This is a genomic window from Kineosporia sp. R_H_3 (genome assembly GCF_002198675.1).
Classification (GTDB): domain Bacteria; phylum Actinomycetota; class Actinomycetes; order Actinomycetales; family Kineosporiaceae; genus R-H-3.
Genome location: NZ_MWLL01000107.1, coordinates 1 through 26,248 on the forward strand (window position 1 = coordinate 1; position 26,248 = coordinate 26,248).

A 26,248-nucleotide genomic window follows, 5' to 3' on the forward strand; every position below is an offset into this window, starting at 1 on the left:
CCCACTGCGGGTCGACGGCCCAGCCGTCGAGGAGCGGCGCGAGCGCGGTGAGCGACTCGCGGGCGTCGCCGACGACGGCGACCGCGTGGTGCTTGAGGGCGTCGAAGCGCGCGGCGTTGAGGGTGACGACCGGTGCGGACGGCGCGAAGCCGGTCCACGAGCTCGTCGTGAAGTCCTCCAGCCGGGTCCCGACGGCGAGCACGAGGTCGGCCTCGGCCGCGACGGCGTTCGCGGCGTCCGCCCCGGTGACGCCGATCGCGCCCGCGTAGAAGAGGTGGTCGGCGAGCAGGCTCGACCGCCCGGCCACGGTCTCCACGACGGGGATCGAGAAGCGCTCGGCGAACGCCGCCAGCTCGGCCTCGGCGAGCGAGTAGTGCACCCCTCCACCGGCCACGATCACGGGACGGCGGGCCCCGCGCAGCGCCTGCGCCGCCCGGCGGAGCTGCCCGAGGTCCGCCCGGGGGCGGGCGATCTCGTGCACCCGGACGTCGAAGAAGGCCGCCGGGAAGTCGTACGCGTCGGCGGCGACGTCCTGCGGCAGGCCGAGGAAGACGGGGCCGCAGTCGGCCGGGTCGAGCAGCGTCCCGACGGCCTGGGGCAGGCTCGCGAGGAGCTGGGCGGGGTGCGTGATCCGGTCCCAGTAGCGCACGACCGGGCGGAACGCGTCGTTGACCGTCAGCGACGGGTCGCCGAAGTGCTCGACCTGCTGCAGCACCGGGTCGGGCAGCCGGCTCGCGAAGGTGTCACCGGCGACGAAGAGCACGGGCAGCCGGTTCGACATCGCGACACCCGCGGCGGTGACCATGTTCGTCGCGCCCGGGCCGATCGACGACGTCGCGACCATGACCTGCCGGCGACGGCGGGCCTTCGCGAACGCCGCGGCGGCCAGGCCCATCCCCTGCTCGTTCTGCCCCCGCCACACCGGCAGCTCGTCGCGGTGCTGCTCGAGGCTGTGCCCGAGGCTCGTCGCGTTCCCGTGGCCGAAGATGGCGAGGACGCCGGGGAACATCGGGGCGGCGGGTGCGCGGGGCAGGTCGTCCTGGACGACCTGCTGGGCCACGAGGTAGCGCACGAGGGCCTCGGCCGTCGTGACGCGCACGGTGCCGTCGCTGCTGTGCTGCATCAGTCCTCCTGTGCCGTGGTGGCTGCCGCGTGCGCGCCGTCCGCCTGCGCCCGCAGCGCCGGGACGGTCTCCCAGGTGCGGCTGCTCCACGAGTCGACGAGCGCCTGCTGGACGGCGACGACGTCGACGGCGTCGCCGAAGGACGGCGAGAACGGCTCGCCCGTCACGAGGCTCTGGAGGAACGCGTGGTCCTCGATCGCGACGAGGTCCTCGAAGCCGATCGCGTTGGCCTGCCCGGGGACGAAGGCGCCGTGGTACGGGAACCGGTCGCCGCCGAAGACCGTCGTCCAGCCGGTCTCGGCCTCGGGCCCGCGCCGGTAGTACTGCAGCTCGTTGACCCGCTCGAGGTTCCAGGCGAGCGAGCCCTCGGTGCCGTAGATCTCGAACGCGTTCTGGCTCTCCGGGCCGACCATCGTCCGGCTGCACTCGAAGGTGCCGGTGGCGCCGCCGGCGAACCGGCAGAGCATGGACGCGAAGTCCTCGTTCTCGACGTCGCCGTGCGGGTCCTCGGGCCGGCCGCGGCCGTAGTGCGAGGCGGCGCCGGTCGGCAGCGGGCGGCGCGGGATCGTCGTCTCCCGCATGCCGACGAGCTCGCTGATCTCGTCGCCGAGGAGGAACCGGGCCATCGAGACGCTGTGGCTGAGGATGTCGCTCGTCACCCCGTAGCCCGCCTCGGCGAGCTTGAACCGCCAGGTGAGCAGGCCGAGCTCGTCGCTGCCGTACATCGACAGGAACCGGCCGCGGTAGTGGGTGATCCGGCCGAGCCGGCCCTCGGCGACCATCGCCCGGGCGTGGAGCACGAGCGGCGCCCAGAGGTAGTTGTAGCCGACCCCCGACGGCACGCCCGCGGCGAGCGCGGCGCGGTAGGCGGCGACCGCGTGCTCCGGCTTGCCGCCGATCGGCTTCTCGCTGAACACGGCCTTCCCCGCCGCGCAGGCCGCCTCGATCATCGGCACGTGGAGCATGTTCGGCGCGGTCACCCAGACCGCGTCGACGTCGTCCGCCTCGACCGCCTCGCGCCAGTCCTCGGTCGCCCGGGCGAACCCGAAGTCACGGACGGCGCGCTCGCGGCGTCCGGGGTCGGTGTCGGCGCAGACGACGAGCTCGGGGGCGTACGCGTGGTCCGGGAACAGCGACGGCAGGCGCAGCGCGGACCGGCTGTGCGCCTGGCCCATCCAGCCCAGGCCGAGGACGGCGATGCCGACCCGGCGGCCCGCGGTCACGGCCGCACCCGCCCGGCCGCAGAGGTCCACGGGAGCCTGGGGTCGGGGACGCCCGACCCCCACCCCGTGCGGATCCAGGCGTGCGACGGGTCGTCGCAGAAGGCCATCGTGCGCTCCTGTCCGGGGCCGGCGAGGACGTTGAGGAAGTACATCGGGTACTCCGGCGGCGCCGCGGACGGCCCGTGGTAGCCCTCCGGGACGAGGTACACGTCGCCGTCCCGGAGCGTGACCGTCTCGTCGTGGGTGCCGTCGACGGTGTAGACGCGGAAGAGCCCGTGCCCGTCGGGGTGTCCGTGCGGGCCGTCGAGGCGGCCGATCCGGAAGTAGTAGATCTCCTCGTTCGCCGTCGGGCAGCCGTCGAGCCCGTCGTGCCGGTGCGGCGGCCAGGAGGAGACGTTGCCGCCGGGGGTGACGACCTCGCAGACCATGATCCGGTCGGCCCCGGCGAAGGAGTCCGGTGTGGCGATGTCGGTGACCTGCCGGGTCGCCGCGCCGGCGCCGCGGACGGTGACCGGGACGTCGTCCGCCGCCGTGTACCGGACCGGGAGGACGCGCTGCGCCCGCGCCGTGCAGACGGCGACCTCGCCGCCGGCCGCGGCCAGGGTGAGCCGGGACCCGAGCGGCACGTAGAGCCAGTCGCTCACGGCGGCGAAGACGCCGTCGCGGCCGGCGAGCCGGTGCTCGGTGCCGTCCACCGTCACCGTGACGTCGCGCGCGGAGAGCGGGACGACGACGGCCTCGTCGCGGTCGAGGGCGATGCTCACCGGCCCGGCCGCGAGGTCGTGGACGTGCAGGCCGCTGTACGCCCAGCGGGCGCCCTCGGGCGTGACCGTGCACAGGTGACCGGCCGGACCTTCCTCGGCCAGGGCCCGGGCACTGCGGTACCAGCTGCGGGACGTGCTCATCCGTGCACCACCTCCACGGCGCGGACGGCCGCGCCCTCGACGTCCCCGTCGTGCGGGTAGAGGAGCGCGCGGCCGGGGATGAGGCCGCGCACGTTGGGCTCGCGCAGACCGCGGGCCCACGCCGCGGCGAGCGCACCGGTGTCCGGGCCGGAGTCGCCGCCGAGGAGCAGGATCGGCAGGCTCGTCGTCGCGGCCACCTCGGCGATCCGCTCGGAGGGCGGGATCTTCAGCCACGTGTGCGCCGAGCTCGCACCGAGGCCGGACGCGACGGCGACCGCCTGCACCATCCGCTCGTGGGAGGTGTCGAGGACGGCGCGGCCCGCGTCGTCCGTGCGGTACGGCAGGGTCTCGACGACGGCCATGAGGTCACGGTCGGACAGGGCGGTGACGGCGGCGGCGACGGCCTCGAGCGTGCGCGGGACGCCGGGGTCGGCGGCGTCGAGGCGGATCATCACCTTGCCGCCGTCGAGACCGGACGTCGCGACCCGCTCCGCGTCGTACGCCGTCATCCGGTCGTCGAGCTCCCACCGGGCGCCGACGACGCCGCCGCGGTTCATGGCGCCGATCGCGAGGCGCGCGTCGAGGGCGCCGAGCCAGGCGAGGTCCTCGACGACGTCGGCGCTGCCGAGGACGCCGTCGACGCCGGGCACGGCGAGCAGCCGCACGAGCCGGTCGAGCAGGGTGAACCGGTCGGCGGCGCCGAGCGGGTCGCCGCCGACGCCGACCTTGCCGCGCGCGGTGTGGTCGGCGGCGACGACGAGCAGCCGGCCGTCCGGGCCGACGAGGTCACGGCGCCCGCGCTGCCGCAGCGCCTCGCGCAGGGAGCGGGGGCTGCGGACGCGGGCGTCGAGGAGCTCCTCGTAGCGCCGGCGGGAGAGTCCGGTCCCGTCCGTCATGCGTACTCCTCGGGGTCGTCGGCGAGCGCCGCGGTCAGGTCGTCGAGGGTCGGCATGTCGTCGCTGCACGTGAGCCGGGCGGCGACGAAAGCGCCTGCGGCGCAGGCGCTCCGGCCGAGGTCGGTGAGCCGCTGCCGCTCCTGCGCCGCGTCGAGCCCCGGCAGCGGCAGGCCGGCGAGGAGGCCGTGGACGAGCGCACCACCGAACGCGTCGCCCGCCCCGAGCCCGCAGACGACGTCGACGTACGGCGCCGGCACCCGGACCCGCTGCCGCGGTGTCGCGAGCAGGACGCCGTCCGGCCCGAGCTTGACGACGGCGAGGCCGACGCCGGCGGCGAGCAGGGCGTCCGCGGCCGCGTCGGCGTCGTCCGTGCCGACCGCCACCCGGCACTCCTCGAGGTTGCCGATGACGACGTCGCAGGCGGCGAGAGCCGCGGCGGCGCTGCGCCGCGCGGCGCCGGGGTCGGGCCACAGCGCCGGCCGGTGGTCGAGGTCGAGCAGCGTGTACCGGGCCCGGCCACGGACGGCGAGCCAGGCCCGCACGGCGTCGGCCACGGGGCCGCCGGCGAGCGTCGCGTGGCTGACCCACAGCGCCGGCACGTCGCGGACGACCTGCTCGGGCAGGAGGTCGGCGGTCACCTGCGTGTCGGGCGGGGCGGCGCCGCGGTAGAAGGCGACCGTCGGCGACCCGGGCGGGTCGAGCGCGACGACCGCGAGCGGGGTCAGCGTGCCGGGGACGGTGCGGACCCACCGGGTGTCGACGCCGTGCGCCTCGAGCCGGGCCCGGACGTAGCTCCCGAACCCGTCCTCGCCGACGGCGGTGACGGCGGCGGTGCGCACGCCCAGCCGCGCGGCGGCGACGGCGACGTTCGTCGGGCTGCCGCCGACGGACTTCACGAACGTCTGCTGCGCCTCGAACCCGGCTCCGGGCTGCTGCGCGTACAGGTCGACGCTGACCCGGCCGACGGTGACGAGCTGGGGCGTGGCCGTCCCTGCCGTCTCAGTCGCCTCAGTCGTCGCGGATGTCGTCATGTCGTCGTCACGGCGCGAGCCGCGGGGCGACGACGTCGCGCAGGTAGTCGAGCGAGGCGCGCACCTGCGTTACCGGGCCCTGCCCAGCCGCGGGCGCCCCGGTCGTCAGGGCGGTGTCCTGCTCGATGACGTACCGACCGCGGTACCCGGCCGCCTCGAGGGTCTCGACGACCCCGGCGATGTCGACGTCACCCTGCCCGAGCGGGGTGAACAGCCCGGCCTGGGTGGCCGCCATGATGCTCGTCTCGCGGCGCAGGACGGCCGGGGCCAGCGCCATCCGGACGTCCTTGAGGTGCACGTGCCCGACCCGCTCGACGGCGTCCCGGGCGAAGGCGACGGGGTCGACCCCGCCGATCGCGAGGTGACCGGTGTCGAGGCACCAGCGGACGTCGCAGCCGTCGAGCACCGCCGCGACGTCGTCCGCGGTCTCGACGAGGGTCTGGACGTGCGGGTGCAGCACCTGGGTGAGGCCGAACTCGGCGCACAGGTCGTCGAGCCGGGCCAGCGTCCCGAGCATCCGGCGCCGCTCGTCGGCGTCGAGCGGCCGCGGGACGGACCAGTCCGGGTCCATGACCGGTGCGCTGATGAACATCGTCGCCCCGGCGTCGCGCAGGAGGCCGGCGACCTCCCGGGCGTTCGCCATCGACGCCTCGACGAGCGCCGGGTCGTGCGGGACGACCGGGGTGAAGGCGCCGAGCAGGCTCATGCCGTACCGGTCGAGCAGGGAGCGGATCCCGGCCGCGGACGACGGCAGGAAGCCGGGCGCACCGAGCTCGGTGCCGCGCAGGCCGAGGCCCGACATCTCGCCGAGCACCCGCTCCACGGGGAGCATCTCGCCCCATCCGGGCACCTCGCACACGCCCCAGGAGATCGGCGCGGAGGCGACCCGGTCGAGGAAGTCGGACATCGGCGTGCTCCCGGTCCCGTCGTCGGAGGGCTGCGACGGGCACCGTCGGCGCCGCGTCGCACCCTGTCGTTGGAGCGTTCCAACAACGGCCGCAGTCTGGCATCCTGACCGGCGACGGGCAAGAGACCGCGCGGTGCCGCAACGGCTCCGGCGCCGCCCGCGCGGGAGAGGGGCACGGATGCGGATCCTCGTCGTCGGGGCCGGCCGGATGGGCGCACTGCGGGCCGAGGACCTCGCGGCCGACCCGCGCGTCGAGCAGGTGCTCGTGACGAACCGGACGCCGGGGCGCGCCGCCGAGGTGGCCGCGCGGACCGGTGGCGCGACCGTCGCGTGGGACGAGCTGGCCGCGGCGGCGGCACGGGCCGACGCGGTCGTCGTCGCACCCGCGACGGCGGCGCACGCCGAGGTGCTCGAGGCGGTCCTCCCCCTGGGCCGGCCGGTGCTGTGCGAGAAGCCGGTCGCGACGACGCTCGCCGAGACCCGGCGGGCGGTCGACCGCGCGGCCGCGCACGGGACCGCGGTGCAGGTCGGGTTCCAGCGCCGCTTCGACGCGGGGCTGCGCGCGGCGCACGACCTCGCCCGGACCGGCGCGCTCGGCACCCTCTACGCGTTGCGTCTGCTGTCGCACGACCACGTGCCGGTGTCGCCGGAGTTCATCGCCTCCAGCGGCGGCATCTTCCGCGACCTCGCGGTGCACGACCTCGACCTCGTCGCCTGGCTCACCGGCTCACCGGTGGCGACGGTGCACGCGACCGTCGCGGTCCGCGAGCACCGGCGCTTCGACGTCCGGCACCCGAGCGCCGCCGGACCCGTGCCGGACGGCGACGTGGCCGTCGTCCACGCGGTGACCGCCTCCGGGGTGCAGGTGAGCCTGCACGAGGCCCGGCACGACCCGCGCGGGCACGACGTCCGGGCGGAGGTGTACGGGTCCGGTGACTCGGTGGCCGCAGGGCTCAACGAGCGCACGCCGGTGCTGGCGCTGGACGGTCCCCCGCCGGGCCCCGCGCCCTACCGCGGTTTCGTCGACCGCTTCCGGGAGGCCTTCCGTGCGGAGACGGCCGCGTTCGTCGGGCTCGTCGCCGGCGGGCCGAACCCCTGCCCGCCCGAGGCCGCGTTCGACGCGCTGCGGGCGGCGATCGGCTGCGAGCTGTCGGTCCTGCGCGGCGGACCGGTGGACGTCACCGGGATCGGGGCGGCGGACCATTGAGCACCGGACCGGCCACGGGCAGGGCCCCGACGATCGTCGACGTGGCGAGCCGCGCGGGGGTCTCGAAGTCCCTCGTGTCGCTGGCCCTGCGCGGCTCGCCCGCGGTCGCGCCGGCCAGCCGGGACGCGATCCTCGCCGCGGCCGCCGCGCTCGGCTACCGGCCCAACGCCGCCGCCCGGGCCCTCGTCGCCCGCTCCAGCCGCACGGTCGGCGTCCTCGTGCTGGACCTGCACAACCCGGTGTTCGCCGAGATCCTCGACGGGGTCCTCGCCGGCGTGCGGGCCCGCGGCTACCGGACGATGGTCGTCACCGGCAGCGACGCGGCGCAGGAGCGGCCCGAGCTCGACAAGCTCCTGGAGTTCCGCGTCGAGGGGCTCGTCCTCGTCTCGCACCGGCTCGACCCCGCGGCGCTGCGCGCGATCGCGGCCGAGACGCCGGTCGTCGTCGCCACCCGGCGTGACGTCACCGGCCCGGGGATCGACACCGTCTGCACCGACGACCGGGCCGGGGCCGAGCTCGCGGTGCGGCACCTCGTCGCGCTCGGGCACCGGCGGATCGCGCACCTCGGCGGCGGGGACGACCCGGTCGCCGCGGACCGCGAGGCGGGCTACCGGGCCGCGATGGCCGCCGCGGGCCTGGGGCGCCGTACCGCCGTGCTGCCAGGGGGTCTCGACGACGCCGCCGGCTACGCCGCGGCCCGCGCCGCGCTCGCCCTGCGGCAGCGGCCGACGGCGCTGTTCGTCGTCAACGACTTCGCCGCGCTCGGCGCGCTGGCGGCCGTCGCCGACGCCGGCCTCGACCTGCCCGGCCAGATGTCGGTCGTCGGGTTCGACGGCACCCGGCTCAGCGGCCTGCGCTCGATCGGGCTCACGTCGGTGGCGCAGCCGCTGGCCGACATCGGCCGTCTGGCCGCCGAGCGGCTGTTCGACCGTATCGACGGCCGGCGCACCCGCGCCCGGCACACGGTGCTGCCCGCGTCGCTCGTCGAGCGGGCGACGACGGCGCCGCCGGGACGAGGCCCCGCGAGGTCCTGACACGACGCCGCCCGCCCCGCCTCGACACGTACGAAGGGGACGGTCGGGCCCGCGGCCGAGGCGTCAGAGCGCGGTCGCGACGCGGACCAGCGCGGCCAGTGCCCGCGACCGGCTCTGCGGCGGCCAGGCGATCATCGTGGTCACCGTCGGCGCGTCCACGACGGGCACGCCGACCACGTCGCTGCGCAGGTCGGCGCGGACCGACTCCGGCAGCATGGTCCAGGCCCGCCCGAGGGCGACGAGCTGGAGGAGCTGGGTGAGGTCACGGACCTGCGGACCAGGCCCTTCGGGGTAGTGCCCGACGGCGGTCGGCCAGCGCGCCGGCGGGGGGTCCGCGATGGCGTCCACGTCGGCGGTACGCAGGGACTCGCAGCTGCTCAGCGGGTGACCGGCGGGAAGCAGGAGCATCTGCCCCTCGCTCCGCAGGTCCTCGGTGTCGAACCCCACGCCGGAGTCGAACGGGCGATGCAGCAGCGCCACGTCGGCCTGGCCGTCACGCAGCATCGACTCCTGCTCGCCGATGCCGCACAGCAGGACCTCCACCTCGGCGGAGTCCGGCTCGGCGGCGTAGGCCTCGAGGAGCTTCGCGAGCAGCTCGGACGACGCCCCGGCCTTGGTGACCAGCACCACCGCGGGCCGGCTCGTGACCGGCGCGGGCGCGGCGCGACGGGTGCGGCGTTCGGCGGCGTGCACGGCGTCGAGGGCGGCACGGCCCTCGTCCCGCAGGACCGCACCGGCGTCGGTGAGCTGCACCCCGCGGCCGGTGCGCTCCAGCAGGGTCACGCCGAGGCGCCGCTCCAGCCGCTGGATCGCCCTCGACAGCGGCGGCTGGGCCATCCCGAGCCGCTGCGCGGCCCGCCCGATGTGCAGCTCCTCCGCGACAGCCAGGAAGTAGCGCAGCTCCCGCGTCTCCATGCGGTCCACGGTAAGCCGCCGGATCGCTGGGCCCAATCGCCCACCACCAGGCGTCATACCTCTGCGGTATCGGGAGGGCCCGACGGGTGTTGGATCGAGGACAGCCGCGCGTCGCACGGTGTGGGCATGAGCGAACGTATGACCGCGCTGGTGACCGGCGCGAACAAGGGGATCGGCTACGAGATCGCGGCAGGGTTGGGTCGGCTCGGGTGGCGCGTCGGCGTCGGCGCGCGCGACGACGGACGACGTGCCGCCGCCGTGGAGCGGCTGCAGGCGGATGGCATCGACGCGTTCGGCGTTCCGCTGGACGTGACGAGCGACGACAGCGTCGCCGCGGCCGCCCGGCTGCTGGAGGACAGGGAAGGGCGGCTCGACGCCCTGGTCAACAACGCCGGCATCACCGGTGGGATGCCGCAGGACCCGACCACCGTCGACGTCGACGTGGTGCGCCGGGTGCTGGAGACCAACGTCATCGGCGTGCTCCGCGTCACGAACGCGGTGCTCCCGATGCTGCGCCGGTCGGCACATCCGCGCATCGTCGCCATGTCCAGCGGGGTGGGCTCCCTGACGCGGCAGAGCGCGTCCGACGACCCGCTCTCCGTGGGACCGGTCGCGGTCGCCTACTCCCCGTCGAAGACCATGCTCAACGCCGTCGTCGTCCAGTACGCCAAGGAGCTGGCCGGCACCGGTGTCCTCGTCAACGCCGCCTGCCCCGGGTACGTCGCCACGGACCTCAATGGCCACCGGGGAGTCAGGACGCCGGAGCAGGGCGCCGCCGTCGCGATCCGGTTGGCGACGCTGCCTGACGACGGACCGTCCGGGGGCTACTTCGAGGACGCGGGCCCTATCCCCTGGTGACGACAGCGGCGCCCGCCCCGTGACAGGGCGGGCGCCGTCGTCGTCAGGTGTTCCGGCTGTCACGCGACGGGGTCGAGCAGCGCCGCTCGCGGTACGCCACGGGACGGCGCACGACCGGTCACATGGGGTCGTCGACGATCGAGGCCCGCTTGTAGGGCGTGAGCGCGTCGCGCAGCTCGCCGTAGAGCGCCCAGAGGGTCTGCTCGACGCGCTGGGTGTCCTCCGGGCCGTCGTACTCGGTGAGCTCGACGAGGATCTGCTTCGTCGCGGTCACCGTGTTGAGCTGATGGTCGAGCCGGACCTGGCCCATCATGGGCATCCGGAGGATGTTCCTCGCGTCGGTGCGCCACATCGCGAGCAGGTCGTCCGGGTCGGCGATGAAGTTCTTCACCTCGGCGACCATGCGCAGCGTCGCCTTGGAGCCGATGATCTTCTCCTGGATCGCCCCGCCGCCGGTCTTGCGGTCGAGCACGACCGTCAGAGTGTGGAGGACCGGGTCGGCCGGGGTCGCGAACTGGACGGCCTGGAAGCCGCTGTCCTCCGCGAGGCCGGTGCTGAACCCGATCGTCGGGAAGCCGCGACGACCCATCGCCGCGATGATCTGCCCGACGACGGCCTCGTCGCGGGACTCCCGGGCCTCGGAGCGGGCCGCGAAGTCGGTGAGGAGCTTGAGCATCAGCCGGCCAGCCTTCCGGTGAGGTACTTGTGGAGCGACTGCGCCGCGACGTGCAGGTCGCCGGCGATGGGCGCCTTGACGGTGAACCCGTCGAAGTAGTCGTCGAGGTCGAGGATGAGCGGGACGGTGGCGTAGACGTAGCCGGTGGACATGTCGCCGTCGACGGTGATGACGCCCGGCTCGGACGCGTTCTCCACCATGTTCGACTTCAGCTCGTCCTTGATCGCCTGCTTGATCGCCGAGAAGTCGTTGGCGCGCAGCCCGTACGCGACCTGGACCTCGACGAGCCGACCGAGCGCCTTCGCCCGCACCGGGTCCTCGCAGAGCGCGACGAGGCGCACGAGCAGCCGGTCCGTGCCCTGGCCGGCCTGGAACCGCACCATGTGCGAGGTGCCGTCCGACTCCAGGTCGATGAGCCGCCAGCCCCCCGACACGTACGACGTGATGACGGCGCCGAGCGCGACGTCGTCCGCGCGGCGCGAGTACTCCCAGGCGTTGTAGCGCTTCCACGAGGCGGCGACGAGCGCGGTGAACCGCGCCTCCCCCACCTCGGTCTCAGTGGTCGTCAACGGGTCGCCCTTCCGGTCACGTGATCCTCGAGCCAGCAGCATGATTCCTACCGCACGAGCGGCCACCTGGTCCGGCGGACGCCGTGATCGTGCGGTCCGGGAACGACGGCGCCGCCCGCCCCGGATCGGGACGGGCGGCGCTCGGTCGTCCGGCTCAGCTGCAGCCGCTCGTGCTCCCGCAGCCCTCGCAGACGAAGCACGAACCCGCGGGCCGCATCTTCGTGCCGCAGGTGAAGCACATCGGCGCGTCCGAGGCGATGCCGACGAGCTTCTCCAGGAGCTCGGCCGAGGAGTGCACCTCGACCGGGGCCGGCTTGGCGACGGCCACGGCCTTCTCGGGCTTCGCCTCCGCCTTCGGCTTCACGGACGGCGCCGACTGGGCGAGCGTCTCGAGGTCCTCCTCGGAGACGTCCTCGGAGGAGTCCTCGAAGTACGACCCCGTCTCCAGGTGGCGGGCCCGCTCGGCGGCGCTGTGGATGCCGTACGCCGACCGGGTGTCGAAGTCCATGTAGTCCAGCGCGAGCCGGCGGAAGACGTAGTCCATGATCGACTGCGCCATCCGGACGTCCGGGTCGTCGGTGAGACCGGCGGGCTCGAACCGCAGGTTCGTGAACTTCTCGACGAACGTCTCCAGCGGCACGCCGTACTGCAGGCCGATGGACACCGCGATGGAGAACGCGTCCATGACACCGGCGAGTGTGGAGCCCTGCTTGCCGAACTTGAGGAAGAGCTCGCCGAGGCCGTCGTCCGGGTAGGAGCCGGCCGTGAGGTAGCCCTCCGCGCCGCCGACCGCGAACGAGATCGTCTGGCTCGGACGGCGCTTCGGCAGCCGCTTGCGGATCGGCCGGTACTCGACGCGGGTCTCGACGACCGTCTCGGTGGCCGTCGCGTCGGTCTTCTTGGCCTTCGCGTCGGACAGCGGCTGGCCGACCTTGCAGTTGTCCCGGTAGACCGCGAGGGCCTTGATGCCGAGCTTCCAGCCCTGGAAGTAGACGTCGGCGATCTCCTCGACCGTCGCCGTCTCGGGCAGGTTGACCGTCTTGCTGATGGCCCCGGAGAGGAACGGCTGGCAGGCCGCCATCATCCGCACGTGCCCCATCGGCTTGATGGACCGCTCGCCCATCGCGCAGTCGAAGACGTCGTAGTGCTCGCGCTTGAGACCGGGCGCGTCGATGACGTGGCCGTGCTCGGCGATGAACTCGACGATCGCCTCGACGGTCTCCTCGGCGTAGCCCATCTTGCGCAGGGCCATCGGGATCGTCTGGTTGACGATCTGCATCGAGCCGCCGCCGACGAGCTTCTTGAACTTGACGAGCGAGAAGTCGGGCTCGATGCCCGTCGTGTCGCAGTCCATCATGAAGCCGATGGTGCCGGTCGGTGCGAGCACCGAGGCCTGCGCGTTGCGCCAGCCGCTCTTCTCGCCGATCTTGTTGCCGAGCTCCCACTCCCGGGACGCCACGCGGTGCACGTCCTTGTCGAGCGAGGTCACGGTGCGGACGGCGTCGTTCGCCGCGGCGTGCTTGCGCATGACCCGGCGGTGCGCGTCCGCGTTGCGGGCGTAGCCCTCGTACGGGCCGACGACGCCGGCGAGCTCGGCGGAACGGCGGTACGCCGTCCCCGTCATGAGCGAGGTGATGGACGCCGCCAGCGCGCGGCCGCCGTCCGAGTCGTACCCGAGGCCGGACGCCATGAGGAGCGCGCCGAGGTTGGCGTACCCGATGCCGAGCTGGCGGAACTTGCGGGTCGTGTCACCGATCGGCTCGGTCGGGAAGTCCGCGAAGCAGATCGAGATGTCCATCGCCGTGATGACGAGCTCGACGGACTTCACGAACAGCTCGGCGTCGAACGCGCCGTCGTCCTTGACGAACTTCATGAGGTTGAGCGACGCGAGGTTGCACGAGGAGTTGTCCAGGTGCATGTACTCCGAGCACGGGTTCGAGGCGTTGATCCGGCCCGACTCGGGCGTCGTGTGCCAGTCGTTGATCGTGTCGTCGTACTGGATGCCGGGGTCGGCGCAGTCCCACGCCGCCTTGGCCATCTTGCCGAAGAGCTCCTTGGCGTCGACCGTCTCGATGACCTCGCCGGTCGTGCGGGCCCGCAGGCCGAACCGCTCGCCGTTCTCGACCGCGCGCATGAACTCGTCGCTCACCCGGACCGAGTTGTTCGCGTTCTGGTACTGGACGCTGACGATGTCCCGGCCGCCGAGGTCCATGTCGAACCCGGCGTCGCGGAGCGCGCGGATCTTGTCCTCCTCGCGCGCCTTGGTCTCGATGAACTCCTCGATGTCGGGGTGGTCGACGTCGAGCACGACCATCTTCGCCGCGCGCCGGGTCGCCCCGCCGGACTTGATCGTGCCCGCGGACGCGTCGGCGCCGCGCATGAAGGAGACCGGGCCGGACGCCGTCCCGCCGCTGGCGAGCAGCTCCTTGGACGACCGGATCCGGGAGAGGTTGAGGCCGGCGCCGGAGCCGCCCTTGAAGATGAACCCCTCCTCCTTGTACCAGTTGAGGATCGAGTCCATCGAGTCGTCGACGGCGAGGATGAAGCACGCCGAGACCTGCTGCGGCGCGGGCGTCCCCACGTTGAACCACACCGGGGAGTTGAAGCTGAACACCTGGTGCAGCAGCATCCACGTCAGCTCGTGCTCGAACAGCTCGGCGTCCGCGTCGGACCCGAAGTAGCCGTAGTCCTTGCCGGCCTTCGTGTACGTGAGGACGACCCGGTCGATGAGCTGACGCAGGCTCCACTCGCGCTGCGAGGTGCCGACGGCACCGCGGAAGTACTTCGTCGTGACGATCGTCGAGGCGTTGAGGCTCCAGAAGTCCGGGAACTCCACACCCTTCTGCTCGAAGATCGTCTCGCCGGACTTCCAGTTCGTCTGGACGACGTCGCGCCGCTCCCACGTCACCTCGTCGTAGGGGTGGACCCCCGCGGTGGTGTAGACGCGCTCGATCGTCAGGCCCTTCCGCTGGATCTTCGGGGTGTCTCCACCCCGCGTCTTGCGGGCCCCGGGGCCGGACGCGGTCTCCGTCATGTCTGCTGCTTCCCCTCGTGCTGTCTCCGGGCGCGTCGGCGCCCGCCTGGTCTCGAGACGGCTGGATCTGCCGGCCCGATCGGGTCTGTCCGTGCTGTGCTGTCGTGCGACTCGCTGCGTGCCACTGGCTCTGGTGCATGCCCCCGGTGCTGCCTCCGGAGCCGACGGGCCCGCACGGGCAGGTCCGGCGGCCGAGGGCCGACGGACGGCGCAGGTGCGGTGAGCGGTTCGGGTGCGGTGTCGTGCTCGGGGTGGGTCGTGCGGTGCTGCCTGGTGCCTGACTGGGTCCTGCCTCGTGCCGTGCTGCGTGCGATGGATCCTGGCCGTGCGGTGGAACCGCCGGCGGCGTCGCCTTCCCCTGCGCCGCCGCCGGCGGTGATCAGGTGGCCCCGCCGGGGGGACCGACGGGACCGGGGGCGACAGGCCCCGGTTCGACGCCGGTGGGCTCGCGCTCGGCGCGGAGCATCGTGATGGCCGTCTCGAAGTCCTCGAGGTCGTCGAACGCCTGGTAGACGCTCGCGAAGCGCAGGTAGGCGACCTCGTCGAGCTCGCGCAGCGGCCCGAGGATCGCCAGCCCGATGTCGTGGGCGTCGATCTCGGCGACACCGGTCGCCCGGACCGCCTCCTCGACCCGCTGGGCCAGGAGGGCCAGGTCGTCCTCACCGACGGGGCGACCCTGGCAGGCCTTGCGCACGCCGCTGACGATCTTCGAGCGGCTGAACGGCTCCGAGACACCGGCCCGCTTCACGACGGTGAGGCTCGCGGTCTCGACGGTGCTGAAGCGGCGGCCGCACTGGGGGCACTGCCGCCGCCGGCGGATCGCCGTGCCGTCGTCAGCACTGCGCGAGTCGACGACCCGCGAGTCCGAGTTCCTGCAGAACGGGCAGTTCATGGTGCACCCCTCCTCCCGCGTCGCCGCGCTCCCGACGTCGCTCCGACTCCGCCGTCCACCCCGGATCCCGCAGGCCCCCATGCGCCTGTGGACAGACCTGGGGAGTTCCTGTGGGCAACCCCCGATTTTCTGGGGACGACCCTGGGGACTAGATGTGGATGGCTTACATCGATGTAACTACTAGATGTGGGGGTAACGCTAAGCCTGTCGTCGAGGCCGTGCAAGCCCGACACGCGTGTCGCGAGAACGCCGCTGGTCACTCGGCGTGTCGATTCGACTACTCAGAGAGATCACGCGCAGGTCCGGGCCGAGGGTCGGGCAGGTCGATCGACGGAGCGGATCCGGATCGACACGAGAGGTGACGGAGGTCTCAGCCCGCCACCGGGACGGCGATCCGGCGACCGGCCTCGAGGGACCCGCTCTCGAGCGCGTTGAGCTCGACGATCCGGGCGACGGTGTCGCGTCGGTCCACCCCGGGGGCGACCCGGCCGGCGATCTGCCAGAGGCTCTCCCCCGGCTGGACGACGTGGTACGCCACGGGGACCTGGGTCGCCGTCTCGCCGGCACGCGCGACCCGACCGCTCCCGAGCACCACGACCGCGGTGACGAGCAGGCCGAGCAGGACCACCGCGAGGCGGACGACGACGCGGCCGCGACGCGTGAGGCGCAGCCGCGCGGAACGGCGGTCAGCGCGCACCGCAGGTCGGGCGACCGGGGTGGGTGCGGTGACCAGCCGCAGGTCGGGGCGCGCCGCGGGCCGGCCGGCGGCTGCCGCCGGGCGGGTCGCGACCCGGGCGACCGCACCGGTGCCGAGGACGGCGGTGGTGCCGAGAACGTAGGTGCTCATGTCAGCCTCCGACGCGGGGGAAGGATCGAACCCGTGTTCGATCGAACGTCTGTACGGTTCTATCACCGGGCACCGACAGAGTCGAGACACGTTCGAACATGTGTTTGAAACGTGTCGCGGCGAGCCCTAGCGTTACGACCGGCAACCCCACCGAGGAGGAGGCGCACATGAGCCGCGGCGACCAGCAACCGGAGCCCGACGCGACGCAGGAGCCGGGAGCCCGGGTGCACGCCTTCCCGGACGGCCCGGCGGGCGGCGACGGACTCACGTCCCGGCAGCGGCTCGTCCTGGAGACGATCCGCGACTCCGTCGAGCGGCGCGGCTACCCGCCGAGCATGCGGGAGATCGGCGAGGCGGTCGGGCTCACGAGCCCGAGCAGCGTCGCCCACCAGCTCACGACGCTCGAGCGCAAGGGCTTCCTGCGCCGGGACCCGAACCGGCCGCGCGCGATCGAGGTCATGATCCCCGGCGCCGGGACGGTCGCCGTCGAGGACCCCGGCGTCGACGAGACCGGCGCGGGCGACGACCGACCCACGCCGTCCTACGTCCCCGTCGTCGGCCGGATCGCGGCCGGCGGCCCGATCCTCGCCGAGCAGGCCGTCGAGGAGGTCTTCCCGCTGCCCCGCCAGCTCGTCGGCGACGGCCAGCTCTTCCTGCTCAAGGTCGTCGGCGACTCGATGGTCGACGCCGCGATCTGCGACGGCGACTGGGTCGTCGTGCGGCAGCAGCCGGTGGCCGAGAACGGCGACATCGTCGCCGCGATGATCGACGGCGAGGCGACAGTGAAGACGTTCAAGCGCCGCGACGGGCACGTGTGGCTCATGCCCCACAATCCCGCGTACCAGCCGATCCCCGGCGACGACGCGACCGTGCTCGGGCGGGTCACGGCGGTCCTGCGGCGGATCTGACGACGCCTGCGCCCTGCCCGCAGCACGACGGGCGGGCAGGGCCGGCGACGACGCGGGAGCGGGCCCGCAGAACGGATCCGAGGGCCCCGACGAACGGGTGAACTCCCGCTGATCGGTCACTCTCGGCGTTTGACTTGTGACTGAATGTCGACCAACTTGGGGCGCCGGGCGGCGGCCGGCACCCCGGTGCGGTTACTCTGGCCGCCGAGTCGACGTCCCGTTCCCGGGTCTGGAGGATCCCCCGTGCAGGCACCCGACCTCGACGGCACCGTCCGGCACGTCGTCGCAGCACATCTCGACCTCGCCCCCGAGGTGCTCACCGGGGACATCGCCCTCGGCGACCTCGGCCTCGACGACGACTGCGCGTTCGAGCTGCTCGTCGCCGTCGAGGAGGCGCTCGACGTGCGCTTCCCCGACGACTTCTTCGACGGCGTGACGACCTACGGCGAGCTGACCACCGCCGTCCGCGTGGCCGTCGGCGGCTGACCGGCAGGTCCCCGCTCCGGCGGCGTCCCGGCCTCAGCCGCGGCCGGCCGCCCGCAGGGCGTCCGCCGCACGGTCGACGTCCGCCTCGTCGTTCCAGACGTGGAACGACATCCGCACCATCCCCGCCCGGCCGGCGACGGCGCACCCGGCGACGCCGAGCGCCCGGCGCAGCGCACCGTCCGGGTCGGGCAGCGAGACGATCGCGCTGCCCGCCGGGGCCAGGCCCAGCCGGGCCCGCAGCCCGTCGGCGAGCGCCACGTCCCAGGCCCGGATCTCCTCGGTGCCCACGGCGGCGAGCAGCTCGAGGGCGACCGCGGTGCCGACCCATGCGTGCCAGGCGGGTGAGACGTCGAAGCGCCGGGCGTCGGACGCGAGCGTCATGTTCGGCCCGTAGGTGGACGACCACACGTCCTGGCCCGCGTACCAGCCGGCGGAGGTCGGTCGCAGCCACTCGCGCGCCCCGGGGCGCACCGTGAGGAACGCCGTCCCGCGCGGCGAGCACAGCCACTTGTACGCCGAGCAGACCGTGACGTCGTCGGCGCCGGCGTCGAGCGGGAGCCAGCCGGCGGCCTGGGTGGCGTCGCAGACCGTCCTGGCGCCGACCGCGCGGGCGGCCTCGCGGACCGCGGCGGCGTCCGCGACCCGCCCGTCGGCGGACTGCACGAGCGAGTACGCGACGACGGACGTGCCGGGGCGCACCTCGCTCGCGAGCGCCTCGAGCGGCACCTGCCGCACCGTGACCCCGCGGTCGGCGTGGACGAGGAACGGGAAGACGACCGACGCGAAGTCGCCGTGCACCGTGAGCACCTCCGCGCCGTCCGGCAGGGACGACGCGACGGTCCCGACGAGCACGCTGGCCTGCGAGCCCACCGCCACGTCGGACGCCGCGACCCCGGCGATCCGTGCGTACGCGGTGCGGGCGCGGCGGACGTCCTCGTCGAACGCGGCCGCGTCGCTGCGACCGGCCTGCCAGTCGTCGAGCGCCCCGCGCAGCGCGGCGACGACCGGCGCCGGCGGCAGCCCGAGGGTCGCCGCGTTGAGGTAGCCGGGGACGGGCGCGAAGGACGCCCGGAGCGCGTCGAGCGCCGGACCGGACGACGGGGCCGCGGCCTGGGACGACGAGCGGGCGGACGACGAGCGGGCGGACGACGAGGCGACGGACGAGGTCATGCACCGAGTCTTGCGTCCGCGCTCGCATCACACAACGACAACATGCTGAGCCGCGCCATAACCGCATGTTATGTGCGCGGTAGCATTCGCCCATGCCCGAGGACCTCGACGTCCAGTCCCTGCGGATCGTCCGCGCGATCGCCGACGCGGGCACGATCACCGCGGCCGCGACGGCGCTCGGGTACAGCCAGCCCGCCGTGAGCCAGCACGTCCGGCGGCTCGAGCGGCGGCTCGGGACGGCCCTGCTCGAGCGCCGTGGCCGCGGAGTCCGGCTCACCGAGGCCGGCCGGGTGCTCGCCCGGCACGGCGCCACGGTGACGGCGGCACTGGACGCCGCGGCGAGCGAGGTCGCGGCGCTCACCGGCCTGCGCGGCGGCCGGGTCCGGCTGCTCGCGTTCCCCTCGTCGTCCGCCACCCTCGTGCCGACGGCGCTCGCGACGCTGCGCGACCAGCACCCCGACCTGCAGGTGAGCCTCGACGAGTGCGAACCGCCGGAGTCGCTGCAGCGCCTGCGTGCCGGTGCCTGCGACATCGCCATCGCCTTCTCCTACCCGGGCACCGACCTCGGCCGCGGTGAGGACGACCTCGCCGGCCTCGAGGTCCGTCTGCTCCTCGAGGACCCGCCGGTGCTCGCGCTGCCCGCCGGGCACCCGCTCGCCGAGTCCCGCCGGCTGCACCTGCGCGACCTCGCGGGGCAGACCTGGATCGCCGGGTGCGCGCGCTGCCGCGGCCACCTGCTCCAGGCCTGCGCGTCGGCCGGGTACGCGCCGTCGATCGCCTATGCCACCGACGACTACGTGGCCGTGCTCGGGCTCGTCGCCGCGGGCCTCGGGGTGGCCCTGCTGCCCGGGCTCGTGCTGCCGACGGCGGCGCGGCACCCGGGCGTCGCCGTCCGCGCGGTCGGCGGCACGTCGCCGCGCACCGTCTCGACGGTGACGACGCCGGACCTCATGCGGGTGCCCGCCGTCGCCGCGACCGTCGACGCGCTCTCGGACGCCGCGCTCTCGCTCTGACGTCAGGCCCGGACGGCGCGCAGCGCGAGCAGGCGCGGCACCTGCGCCCAGCGCGGGTCCGCGCCCGGGACGTCGTCCCCTGCGGGCTCGCGCGCCTCGTCGAGGGCGAACCCGGCACGGGCGAGCGCCGTGAGCCAGGTGCCGAGAGTCCTGTGGTACCAACCGATCTCGCGGACCGACGTGAGCGGCGCGGCCCCGTCCGGCCCCGCTCCCCCCGCGGTCGGCCCGGACGACCAGTACCGCTCACGGACGTAGGCCCCGACGGCGCGCTGCTCCCCGGCCGGCCCCGGCACCCAGCGTGCACCGTCGTGGTCGGTCCACGGGTGCGGCAGGACGACGACGAGTGCTCCCCCGGGCCGCAGCACCCGGTGCACGTGCGCGAGCGCCGCGTCGAGATCGGCGACGTGGTGCAGCACGAGGACGGCGCAGACCGCGTCCAGGGCGGCGTCCGGCACATCCGGCCCGCCCGGACCGAGGTCCTCGGCGGCGCCCGGGCGGTAGTCGATACCCAGCGGCTCGGCGCGCTCGCTCGCCCGCGCCGCGTCGAGCAGCGCCCCCGTCGGCTCGACGGCGACGACCCGGGCGCCGAGCCGGGCGAGCCGGCGCGCGACGTGCCCCTCGCCGCAGCCGAGGTCGAGCACCCGGCGCCCGACGACGCCGTCCGGCCCGCCGAGCAGGTCGACGGTCACCCGGGCCGCGAGGTCGTTGAACCCGCGGCCCGCGCCGCGGACGCCGTCGAGGTACCACCGGGCTGCGTCGTCCCACGTCGGCACACGCCACCTCCGGGCTCGGGACGGCACCGGGCCGTCGGGTCAGCGGCAGGCCGTCACGTCAGCAGCATGAGGCCGTCGTCCTCGTCCGGGGCGTGCTGCTCGGCCCGGGCGGCAGCGGCCACGTCGACCTCGGTCGGGACCTCGACGGCCAGCCCGAGGGCCGCCATCCGGGCCGCGACCTGCTCGGGGCTGCAGTCGTAGCGCTCGGCGAGGACGGCGAGCGGGCGGCCCGCCTCGACGGCGGCGCGCAGGCCGGCGTCCTCCTCGGGGGTCCAGCCGCGACCGGCGGTGATGCCGGCCCGGGACGAGGGCGGGGCCGGCGTCTTCGCACCGTTGCCCGCGGCGAGCGCGCGGTCGACCGGGTCGGCGACGGGCAGCACCTCGGGGGCGGTCTCGCCGATCCGGGTGAGCGCCTTGAGGACGACGCCGCGGTCGGTCGTCGACCAGAACGGCGGCAGCGAGCCACGGAGGAACCCGCCGTACCGCGCGGTCGCGAGCCGGCTGTCGAGGACCGCGACGACACCGCGGTCGGCGGACGTGCGGATGAGCCGGCCGACGCCCTGGGCGAGCCGCAGCCCCGCGTGCGTCGCCGCGACCTGCATGAAGCCGTTGCCGCCGGCCCGCGCGACGGCCTGGCTGCGGGCGGCCGCGAGCGGGTCGTCGGGCCGCGGGAACGGGATCCGGTCGATGACGACGAGCTGGCAGGCGCTGCCCGGGACGTCGACGCCCTGCCAGAGCGACAGCGTGCCGAACAGGCACGTCTGCGCGTCCCGGGCGAAGGCGCGCACGAGCGTCGGGGTCGCGTCGTCGCCCTGGCACAGGATCGGGACGTCGAGCCGCTCGCGGAGCTCCTCGGCGGCGTACTCGGCGGCCCGCCGCGAGGAGAACAGCCCGAGGGTGCGCCCGCCGGCCGCCTCCACGAGGGTCGCGAGCTCGTCGAGGACCGCGGCCGACATGCCGTCCCGGCCGGGCGGTGACAGGTGCTTGGCGACGTAGAGGATGCCCTGCTTGGGGTAGTCGAACGGGCTGCCGACGTCGAGCCCGCGCCACGGTGGGGTCTTCTCCCCGAGCAGGCCGACGCTGCCCGCGACGGCGTCGAAGGTGCCGCCGAGCGTGAGGGTCGCGGACGTGAGGACGACGGTCCGCTCGCCGAAGAGCCGCTCCCGCAGCAGCCCGGCCACCGTGAGCGGGGCGATGTCGAGCGCCGTCCGGACCGCGCCGTCCGGGCGCTTGTACCGGGACAGCCACGCGACGTCCGGCCCCTGCGGCCCGGCCGAGCCGGACGCGAGCCGCTCGGCGACGTCGAAGACCTCCTGGACGGCGGCCCGCGCGACCTGTCGCGAGCCGTCGGGGGCGGTCGCACCGGGCTCGGGCTTGAGCCCGGAGAAGACGGTCTTGGCGGCGTCCCGGACGGCGCCGACAGCGACCTGGAGGAACTCCGGGAGGTCCCCGGTGAACCTGCCCTCCTCGGTCTCCTCGAGGGCCGCCGCGAGGATGTCCGCGGCGGTGTCGAGCGGCCCGGTGTCACCGGACCCCGCCTTGCGGGCGCGCTTCGCGGCGGCCTCGACGGCCGAGACCGTGAGCTCGTCGGTGATGACGGACGTCACCCGGTCGGCGAGCTCGTGCGCCTCGTCGACGACGAGCAGCTCGTGGTCGGGCAGCATCTGGCGGCCCTCGAAGGCGTCGATCGCGACGAACGCGTGGTTGCTCACGACGACGTCGACGTGGTGGGCGCGCTCCCGGGACGCCTCGCTGAAGCAGTCCGCGGCGCTCGGGCAGCGGGTGCCGCCGAGGCACTCGTGGGCGCTCACCGACACCTGCCGCCAGGCCCGCTCGCTGACCCCGGGGACGAGCTCGTCGCGGTCGCCGGACTGCGTGGTCTCCGCCCACTCCCGCAGCCGGACGATCTCCTTGCCGAGCCGCGACGTCGGGGACGCGAAGACCTTGCCGCCGGCGGTGACGCCGTCGTCCGCCTCGGAGCCGGGGACGTCGAAGAGCGCGTCGTCCTCGTCGGGGAAGCCGCCCTCGACCTTGTGCATGCACACGTAGTTGCGCCGGCCCTTGACGAGCTGCCACGTCGGGCGGCGGCCGAGCAGCGGCGCGAGCGCGTCGGCGACCCGGGGCAGGTCGCGGTCGACGATCTGGGCCTGGAGCGCGAGGGTCGCCGTCGAGACGACGACGGGCGTACCCGTCTCCACCGCGTGCGCGATCGCCGGCACGAGGTAGCCGAGCGACTTGCCGGTGCCGGTGCCCGCCTGGACGAGGAGGTGCTCCCCGGACGCCGCCGCGTCGGCGACCGCCCGGGCCATCTCCTCCTGGCCCGGCCGCGGGGAGCCGCCGACCGCGCCGACGGCCGCTGCGAGCAGGTCACGCGTCGAGGGTCCGGCAGCCACCCGAAGACCCTAGCCCGCGCGTCCGACGAGCGGGCCGCGTCGTCCACAGGGACGCGCCATCGGTCTCGTCACTGGTCTACGGTGCGACTCGGTCCGTCGCGCACAGCCAGGAGGTCCCGTGGACGTCGTCGTCGTAGGGTCGGCCAACGCCGACCTCGTCATCCGGGTCGAGCGCCGACCGGGCGCCGGGGAGACGGTGCTCGGCGGGGACGTCGCGACGATCCCCGGCGGCAAGGGCGCCAACCAGGCGGTCGCGGCCGCCCGGGTCGCGGAGGGCTCCGGGGTCGCCGTCCGGTTCGTCGGGCGGGTCGGCGACGACGAGCACGGCGCGATGCTGCGGGCCTCGCTCGCGTCCTCCGGGGTGGACGTCGCCCTGCTCGGCACCGCGGACCGGGCGACCGGCGCAGCCCTCATCCTCGTCGACCCCGACGGCGACAACTCGATCGTCGTCTCCCCCGGGGCGAACGCCGCGGTCACAGCCGACGACGCGCGCTGCGACGCCGTCGCGGGCGCCACCGTCGTCGTGCTCCAGCGCGAGGTCCCGGCCGAGGTGAGCCTGGCCGCCGCCGAGCACGCCCGCGGCACCGTCGTCCTCAACCTCGCACCCGCCGGCCCGGTGCCCGACGCGCTGCTCGCCCGCACCGACGTCCTCGTCGTCAACGAGCACGAGGCGGCGCTGCTCATCGGCGAGCCGGTCGGGGACGGCGGGCTCGCCCCGGCCGACGCGGCCAGGCGGCTGCGCGCGCTCGGTCCCGGGGCCGCGGTCATCACCCTCGGCGCGCAGGGCGCCTACGCCCAGGACGACGCGGGCGACGCCTGGGCCCGGCCGCCGGCCGTCGAGGTCGTCGACACCACCGGTGCCGGCGACGCGTTCGTCGGGGCCCTGGCGGCCTCGCTCGCCCGCGGCGCGTCGGTCACCGGGTCGCTCGAGGTCGCCGTCGTCGTCGGGGCGCTCGCGGTGACCGCGACCGGCGCCCAGCCGTCGTTCCCGACCGCCGCCCAGGTGCGCTCCGCGTTGTCGTACGACGGCTGACGGGGCCGCGCGCCCGGGCCCGCCGCCGCGCCGGGGCTCCCGGGCGGACCGGCCCGCCCGGCCGCTCAGCCCGCGGGACCGCCGGTCGGCTGCCCGGTCTGCGGCGCCCCCAGGCAGAGCGGGTCGACCGGCAGGCCGCTGCGGGTGGGCGCCATCCAGGCGAGCACGCTCCGCTCGACCTCCCAGCCGTGCGCCGCGAGCCTCGACGTCGGCGGGGTCGGCACCCCCGAGCACAGCGCGATCGTGACGACCTCCTTCGTCGGCACGAACCGGACGCCCGACCCGTCGAGCACCGTGGTGTACGTGTCGTCGAGCGAGACCAGGCTGACCTGCTCGACCCCGGTGCCGCCGCCGTCGACCGCACGCTCCAGCGCGACGTGCGGCAGCACCGGGGCCCGCAGGTAGCGCTGCCCGACGAACACCGGCAGCACGAGCAGCAGCACGGCCGCCGCGAGCGGCAGCACCCGGTCGGCGAACCCGATCGGCACCGCACCGGGCAGCAGCGGCACGAGCACGAGCGGGAGCACGACCAACACCGCGGTGACCGGCTCGCCGCCGGTCACCGCGGCCCACACCGTCGGCGCCAGCCACCAGCCGGCGAGCACCGCGAGCACCGTCGGGACCAGCACGGCCCGCCGCCCCGGCAGCACGGCCGGCCCCACCGGGCCGAACCGCTGCACCGCGGGCTCGAGCCGGACGATCACCGCGACCGTGAGCAGCAGCAGCGGCAGGAACCGCAGCTGCCACGAGAGCAGCGCGAGGCCGATCGCGGGCACGCTCGTCCAGGCCGGGGTACGGGCCCCGACCCGGGTCAGCCAGGACCGTTCCGAGCCGCCGCTCACCCGGTGCAGCAGGTAGCAGACCCGGATCCCGAGCGGGAGCGCCGGCCCCGCCCAGACCAGCGAGACGAGCAGCGCCGAGACCAGCCCGAGCGGGCTCGCGGACTGCAGCAGCATGGCCATCGTCTCGACGTCCTGGCGGGCGAGGAACCACACCCGGAGCACGAGGAGCACGATCGGGAACGACGGCAGCAGGGTGAGCAGCCAGGCCCGCTCCGGCTGCGGCCGGCCGGCACCGACCGTGATGACCGACCGGGTGACCGGCGGTTCCGCCCCGACGGACGTCACGAGGTCCCCGCGCCGACCGCGCCGCCGGACTCCCAGGGCCAGCGCCGCACCGGGCAGAGCCCGACCGGGGCCGGCTGCACCGCCTCGGCGATCGGCTGGGCCGGTGCGCCCGAGGGCGCCGCGGCCGCGCCCGGGGCGTTCACCATCCGGCCGAAGGAGGTGTTCCAGCGGCTCAGGCTGCCGGGGACGCCGCGCAGGTCCTCGAGCGCCAGCAGCACGAGCTGACGGCGGGCCCGCACCCTGTCGTCGATCCGCGGGTCCGGGGCGTCGCAGCGGTCGTCGACCGGCGGCTCGTCCGAGCCGGGCTCGTAGGGCGCGGCCCGGCGGACCACCCCGACCGCGATCCCCCAGGCCTCCGGCCGCTGGTTCGTCACGTTGTGCATGACGAGCTCGTCGGGGTACCGGGCCTGGAACCCGGCGAGCAGGGCGGCGTCGGTGAACGCCGCGATGACGTCGTCGCGGGTGCCGGTCCGCGGCGCCCGCAGCCGGCGCACGCAGCTGCTGTTGTTCAGCTGGATGCTCAGCATCCACGGGTCGAACCGGGCCTGCTCGAGGTACTGCTCGCTCGTCGCCGTCCCGACGGTGCAGACCCGGCCCACGAGCTGACCGCTGCGGATCCGGTCGGCGAGGGTCTGCAGGTCGGGGATGTACGGCACCCCGACCCGGGTCAGGATCGTCGCCTCCGTCTTGAGGTAGGGCCCGGCGAACACCACGCTGTGCTCCCGCTCGGCCGTGATGCTGTACCCGGCGGCCACGAGGTCGAGGCCGACCGGGCGGCTGCCGTCCTCGCCCGGGACCGGCTCGGTGGAGGTCAGCGTGGCCCGCTGCTCCGGCACGACCGTGTGGTACTCGACCCGCATCCCGAGCCACTCGGCGACGTAGGCGGCGACGTCGGCGTCGAACCCGGTGCAGAGCAGCTCGCGCTGGGCCTGCGCGTCACCGGGGCCAGTGCCCTCGGCCGGGGTCGCCTGCCGCACGCAGGTGCTGACCCCCGGGATGTCCCCGTTGACCCCGACGCGCAGCGGCTGGGCCGACGACCAGCCGGCCCTGCGCATGAGGTCGGCGACCGTCGGCGGACGGCGCACGGCCGCCTCACGGACCCCGACCGCGACGACCAGCCCGAGCACGGCGACGACGGCGGCCGCGCGGAGCCGGCGGGTCCGGGCCGCCTCGTCCTGAGGGCTGCCGGCGTCCGGCCCGTCGCCGTCGGTCGGCGCGGTCCGTGGGT

Annotated in this window: 24 protein-coding genes; 7 read left to right on the forward strand and 17 right to left on the reverse strand. The window is 74.9% G+C overall.

The window, feature by feature from the left end; all coding sequences use genetic code 11:
• The 6 genes from ECOMGDLI_RS10130 to ECOMGDLI_RS10155 form a co-directional block, all read right to left on the reverse strand.
• Window positions 1-1,123: thiamine pyrophosphate-binding protein (locus ECOMGDLI_RS10130; protein WP_255395985.1), on the reverse strand; the 1,123-nt coding region annotated here is incomplete at its 3' end.
• Window positions 1,123-2,346: a Gfo/Idh/MocA family protein gene (locus ECOMGDLI_RS10135; protein ID WP_143447625.1), complete on the reverse strand. Its 1,224-nt coding sequence runs from the start codon at window positions 2,344-2,346 to the stop codon at window positions 1,123-1,125. The genes ECOMGDLI_RS10135 and ECOMGDLI_RS10130, both read right to left, overlap by 1 nt.
• Window positions 2,343-3,251 carry a 5-deoxy-glucuronate isomerase gene (gene iolB, locus ECOMGDLI_RS10140; protein ID WP_088316676.1) on the reverse strand — a complete coding sequence of 303 codons (909 nt, stop codon included), beginning with the start codon at window positions 3,249-3,251 and terminating at the stop codon, window positions 2,343-2,345. Before iolB ends, ECOMGDLI_RS10135 begins: the two co-directional genes overlap by 4 nt.
• Window positions 3,248-4,147 carry a hypothetical protein gene (locus ECOMGDLI_RS10145; protein WP_088316678.1) on the reverse strand — a complete coding sequence of 300 codons (900 nt, stop codon included), beginning with the start codon at window positions 4,145-4,147 and terminating at the stop codon, window positions 3,248-3,250. The genes iolB and ECOMGDLI_RS10145 overlap by 4 nt, the downstream gene beginning before the upstream one ends.
• Window positions 4,144-5,178 carry a PfkB family carbohydrate kinase gene (locus tag ECOMGDLI_RS10150; RefSeq protein WP_088316680.1) on the reverse strand — a complete coding sequence of 345 codons (1,035 nt, stop codon included), beginning with the start codon at window positions 5,176-5,178 and terminating at the stop codon, window positions 4,144-4,146. Before ECOMGDLI_RS10150 ends, ECOMGDLI_RS10145 begins: the two co-directional genes overlap by 4 nt.
• Before the next feature lie 7 nt (window positions 5,179-5,185).
• A complete protein-coding gene (locus ECOMGDLI_RS10155) occupies window positions 5,186-6,085 on the reverse strand; it encodes a sugar phosphate isomerase/epimerase (RefSeq protein WP_088316682.1) in 900 nt (299 codons plus the stop codon).
• A 178-nt stretch (window positions 6,086-6,263) separates the two neighbouring features.
• Here ECOMGDLI_RS10155 and ECOMGDLI_RS10160 point away from each other — a divergent pair, with 178 nt between their 5' ends.
• Window positions 6,264-7,292 carry a Gfo/Idh/MocA family oxidoreductase gene (locus ECOMGDLI_RS10160; RefSeq protein WP_088316684.1) on the forward strand — a complete coding sequence of 343 codons (1,029 nt, stop codon included), beginning with the start codon at window positions 6,264-6,266 and terminating at the stop codon, window positions 7,290-7,292.
• 41 nt (window positions 7,293-7,333) lie between these two features.
• The gene (locus ECOMGDLI_RS10165) at window positions 7,334-8,326 is read left to right on the forward strand and encodes a LacI family DNA-binding transcriptional regulator (protein ID WP_198954742.1); all 993 of its coding nucleotides are present in this window, start codon (window positions 7,334-7,336) and stop codon (window positions 8,324-8,326) included.
• 63 nt (window positions 8,327-8,389) lie between these two features.
• On the opposite strand, the gene ECOMGDLI_RS10170 is transcribed toward ECOMGDLI_RS10165, so the two are convergent.
• Window positions 8,390-9,241 carry a LysR family transcriptional regulator gene (locus tag ECOMGDLI_RS10170; protein ID WP_088316686.1) on the reverse strand — a complete coding sequence of 284 codons (852 nt, stop codon included), beginning with the start codon at window positions 9,239-9,241 and terminating at the stop codon, window positions 8,390-8,392.
• Between the two features lie 126 nt (window positions 9,242-9,367).
• Between ECOMGDLI_RS10170 and ECOMGDLI_RS10175 the strand changes: the two genes are divergently transcribed.
• A complete protein-coding gene (locus ECOMGDLI_RS10175) occupies window positions 9,368-10,099 on the forward strand; it encodes an SDR family oxidoreductase (RefSeq protein WP_088316715.1) in 732 nt (243 codons plus the stop codon).
• Window positions 10,100-10,217: 118 nt separating this feature from the next.
• Here ECOMGDLI_RS10175 and ECOMGDLI_RS10180 read toward each other — a convergent pair whose 3' ends face one another.
• The 5 genes from ECOMGDLI_RS10180 to ECOMGDLI_RS10200 form a co-directional block, all read right to left on the reverse strand.
• A complete protein-coding gene (locus ECOMGDLI_RS10180) occupies window positions 10,218-10,775 on the reverse strand; it encodes a hypothetical protein (protein WP_088316688.1) in 558 nt (185 codons plus the stop codon).
• On the reverse strand, window positions 10,775-11,344 hold the full coding sequence (locus ECOMGDLI_RS10185) for a hypothetical protein (protein ID WP_143447626.1): 570 nt from the start codon (window positions 11,342-11,344) through the stop codon (window positions 10,775-10,777). Before ECOMGDLI_RS10185 ends, ECOMGDLI_RS10180 begins: the two co-directional genes overlap by 1 nt.
• Window positions 11,345-11,498: 154 nt before the next feature.
• Entirely contained in the window at window positions 11,499-14,378 is a 2,880-nt protein-coding gene (locus ECOMGDLI_RS10190) for a vitamin B12-dependent ribonucleotide reductase (RefSeq protein ID WP_088316692.1), read from the reverse strand.
• A 379-nt stretch (window positions 14,379-14,757) separates the two neighbouring features.
• A complete protein-coding gene (gene nrdR / locus ECOMGDLI_RS10195) occupies window positions 14,758-15,270 on the reverse strand; it encodes a transcriptional regulator NrdR (RefSeq protein ID WP_088316694.1) in 513 nt (170 codons plus the stop codon).
• A 370-nt stretch (window positions 15,271-15,640) separates the two neighbouring features.
• The gene (locus ECOMGDLI_RS10200) at window positions 15,641-16,117 is read right to left on the reverse strand and encodes a LysM peptidoglycan-binding domain-containing protein (RefSeq protein ID WP_088316696.1); all 477 of its coding nucleotides are present in this window, start codon (window positions 16,115-16,117) and stop codon (window positions 15,641-15,643) included.
• A gap of 167 nt (window positions 16,118-16,284) precedes the next feature.
• Between ECOMGDLI_RS10200 and lexA the strand changes: the two genes are divergently transcribed.
• Window positions 16,285-17,025: a transcriptional repressor LexA gene (gene lexA / locus ECOMGDLI_RS10205; protein ID WP_198954743.1), complete on the forward strand. Its 741-nt coding sequence runs from the start codon at window positions 16,285-16,287 to the stop codon at window positions 17,023-17,025.
• A gap of 243 nt (window positions 17,026-17,268) precedes the next feature.
• Complete coding sequence (locus ECOMGDLI_RS10210; protein ID WP_088316700.1) at window positions 17,269-17,511, forward strand: acyl carrier protein; 243 nt, start codon at window positions 17,269-17,271, stop codon at window positions 17,509-17,511.
• 33 nt (window positions 17,512-17,544) lie between these two features.
• On the opposite strand, the gene ECOMGDLI_RS10215 is transcribed toward ECOMGDLI_RS10210, so the two are convergent.
• Complete coding sequence (locus ECOMGDLI_RS10215) at window positions 17,545-18,681, reverse strand: aminotransferase class V-fold PLP-dependent enzyme (RefSeq protein WP_088316702.1); 1,137 nt, start codon at window positions 18,679-18,681, stop codon at window positions 17,545-17,547.
• A gap of 92 nt (window positions 18,682-18,773) precedes the next feature.
• Between ECOMGDLI_RS10215 and ECOMGDLI_RS10220 the strand changes: the two genes are divergently transcribed.
• Entirely contained in the window at window positions 18,774-19,694 is a 921-nt protein-coding gene (locus ECOMGDLI_RS10220; RefSeq protein WP_088316704.1) for a LysR substrate-binding domain-containing protein, read from the forward strand.
• Between the two features lie 2 nt (window positions 19,695-19,696).
• Here ECOMGDLI_RS10220 and ECOMGDLI_RS10225 read toward each other — a convergent pair whose 3' ends face one another.
• Window positions 19,697-20,467: a bifunctional 2-polyprenyl-6-hydroxyphenol methylase/3-demethylubiquinol 3-O-methyltransferase UbiG gene (locus ECOMGDLI_RS10225; protein WP_158220968.1), complete on the reverse strand. Its 771-nt coding sequence runs from the start codon at window positions 20,465-20,467 to the stop codon at window positions 19,697-19,699.
• A 53-nt stretch (window positions 20,468-20,520) separates the two neighbouring features.
• Window positions 20,521-22,860, reverse strand: coding sequence for an ATP-dependent DNA helicase (locus tag ECOMGDLI_RS10230; RefSeq protein ID WP_233153395.1), 2,340 nt, complete (start codon window positions 22,858-22,860; stop codon window positions 20,521-20,523).
• A 118-nt stretch (window positions 22,861-22,978) separates the two neighbouring features.
• Between ECOMGDLI_RS10230 and ECOMGDLI_RS10235 the strand changes: the two genes are divergently transcribed.
• Window positions 22,979-23,893 (forward strand): ribokinase, encoded by a 915-nt coding sequence (locus tag ECOMGDLI_RS10235; protein ID WP_088316708.1) that lies wholly within the window; start codon window positions 22,979-22,981, stop codon window positions 23,891-23,893.
• Window positions 23,894-23,958: 65 nt separating this feature from the next.
• On the opposite strand, the gene ECOMGDLI_RS10240 is transcribed toward ECOMGDLI_RS10235, so the two are convergent.
• Together ECOMGDLI_RS10240 and ECOMGDLI_RS10245 are read right to left on the reverse strand one after the other, a co-directional pair.
• Window positions 23,959-25,020 carry a hypothetical protein gene (locus tag ECOMGDLI_RS10240; protein WP_088316711.1) on the reverse strand — a complete coding sequence of 354 codons (1,062 nt, stop codon included), beginning with the start codon at window positions 25,018-25,020 and terminating at the stop codon, window positions 23,959-23,961.
• Window positions 25,017-26,248: transporter substrate-binding domain-containing protein (locus ECOMGDLI_RS10245; RefSeq protein WP_143447628.1), on the reverse strand; the 1,232-nt coding region annotated here is incomplete at its 5' end. The genes ECOMGDLI_RS10245 and ECOMGDLI_RS10240, both read right to left, overlap by 4 nt.

Coding starts and splice junctions, on each gene's coding strand:
- ECOMGDLI_RS10155 (WP_088316682.1), bottom strand. CDS start 6,085: ATGTCCGACTTCCTCGACCGGGTCGCCTCCGCGCCGATCTCCTGGGGC.
- lexA (WP_198954743.1), top strand. CDS start 16,285: ATGAGCCGCGGCGACCAGCAACCGGAGCCCGACGCGACGCAGGAGCCG.
- nrdR (WP_088316694.1), bottom strand. CDS start 15,270: ATGAACTGCCCGTTCTGCAGGAACTCGGACTCGCGGGTCGTCGACTCG.
- iolB (WP_088316676.1), bottom strand. CDS start 3,251: ATGAGCACGTCCCGCAGCTGGTACCGCAGTGCCCGGGCCCTGGCCGAG.
- ECOMGDLI_RS10160 (WP_088316684.1), top strand. CDS start 6,264: ATGCGGATCCTCGTCGTCGGGGCCGGCCGGATGGGCGCACTGCGGGCC.
- ECOMGDLI_RS10200 (WP_088316696.1), bottom strand. CDS start 16,117: ATGAGCACCTACGTTCTCGGCACCACCGCCGTCCTCGGCACCGGTGCG.
- ECOMGDLI_RS10220 (WP_088316704.1), top strand. CDS start 18,774: ATGCCCGAGGACCTCGACGTCCAGTCCCTGCGGATCGTCCGCGCGATC.
- ECOMGDLI_RS10215 (WP_088316702.1), bottom strand. CDS start 18,681: ATGACCTCGTCCGTCGCCTCGTCGTCCGCCCGCTCGTCGTCCGCCCGC.
- ECOMGDLI_RS10145 (WP_088316678.1), bottom strand. CDS start 4,147: ATGACGGACGGGACCGGACTCTCCCGCCGGCGCTACGAGGAGCTCCTC.
- ECOMGDLI_RS10175 (WP_088316715.1), top strand. CDS start 9,368: ATGAGCGAACGTATGACCGCGCTGGTGACCGGCGCGAACAAGGGGATC.
- ECOMGDLI_RS10170 (WP_088316686.1), bottom strand. CDS start 9,241: ATGGAGACGCGGGAGCTGCGCTACTTCCTGGCTGTCGCGGAGGAGCTG.
- ECOMGDLI_RS10150 (WP_088316680.1), bottom strand. CDS start 5,178: ATGACGACATCCGCGACGACTGAGGCGACTGAGACGGCAGGGACGGCC.
- ECOMGDLI_RS10180 (WP_088316688.1), bottom strand. CDS start 10,775: ATGCTCAAGCTCCTCACCGACTTCGCGGCCCGCTCCGAGGCCCGGGAG.
- ECOMGDLI_RS10190 (WP_088316692.1), bottom strand. CDS start 14,378: ATGACGGAGACCGCGTCCGGCCCCGGGGCCCGCAAGACGCGGGGTGGA.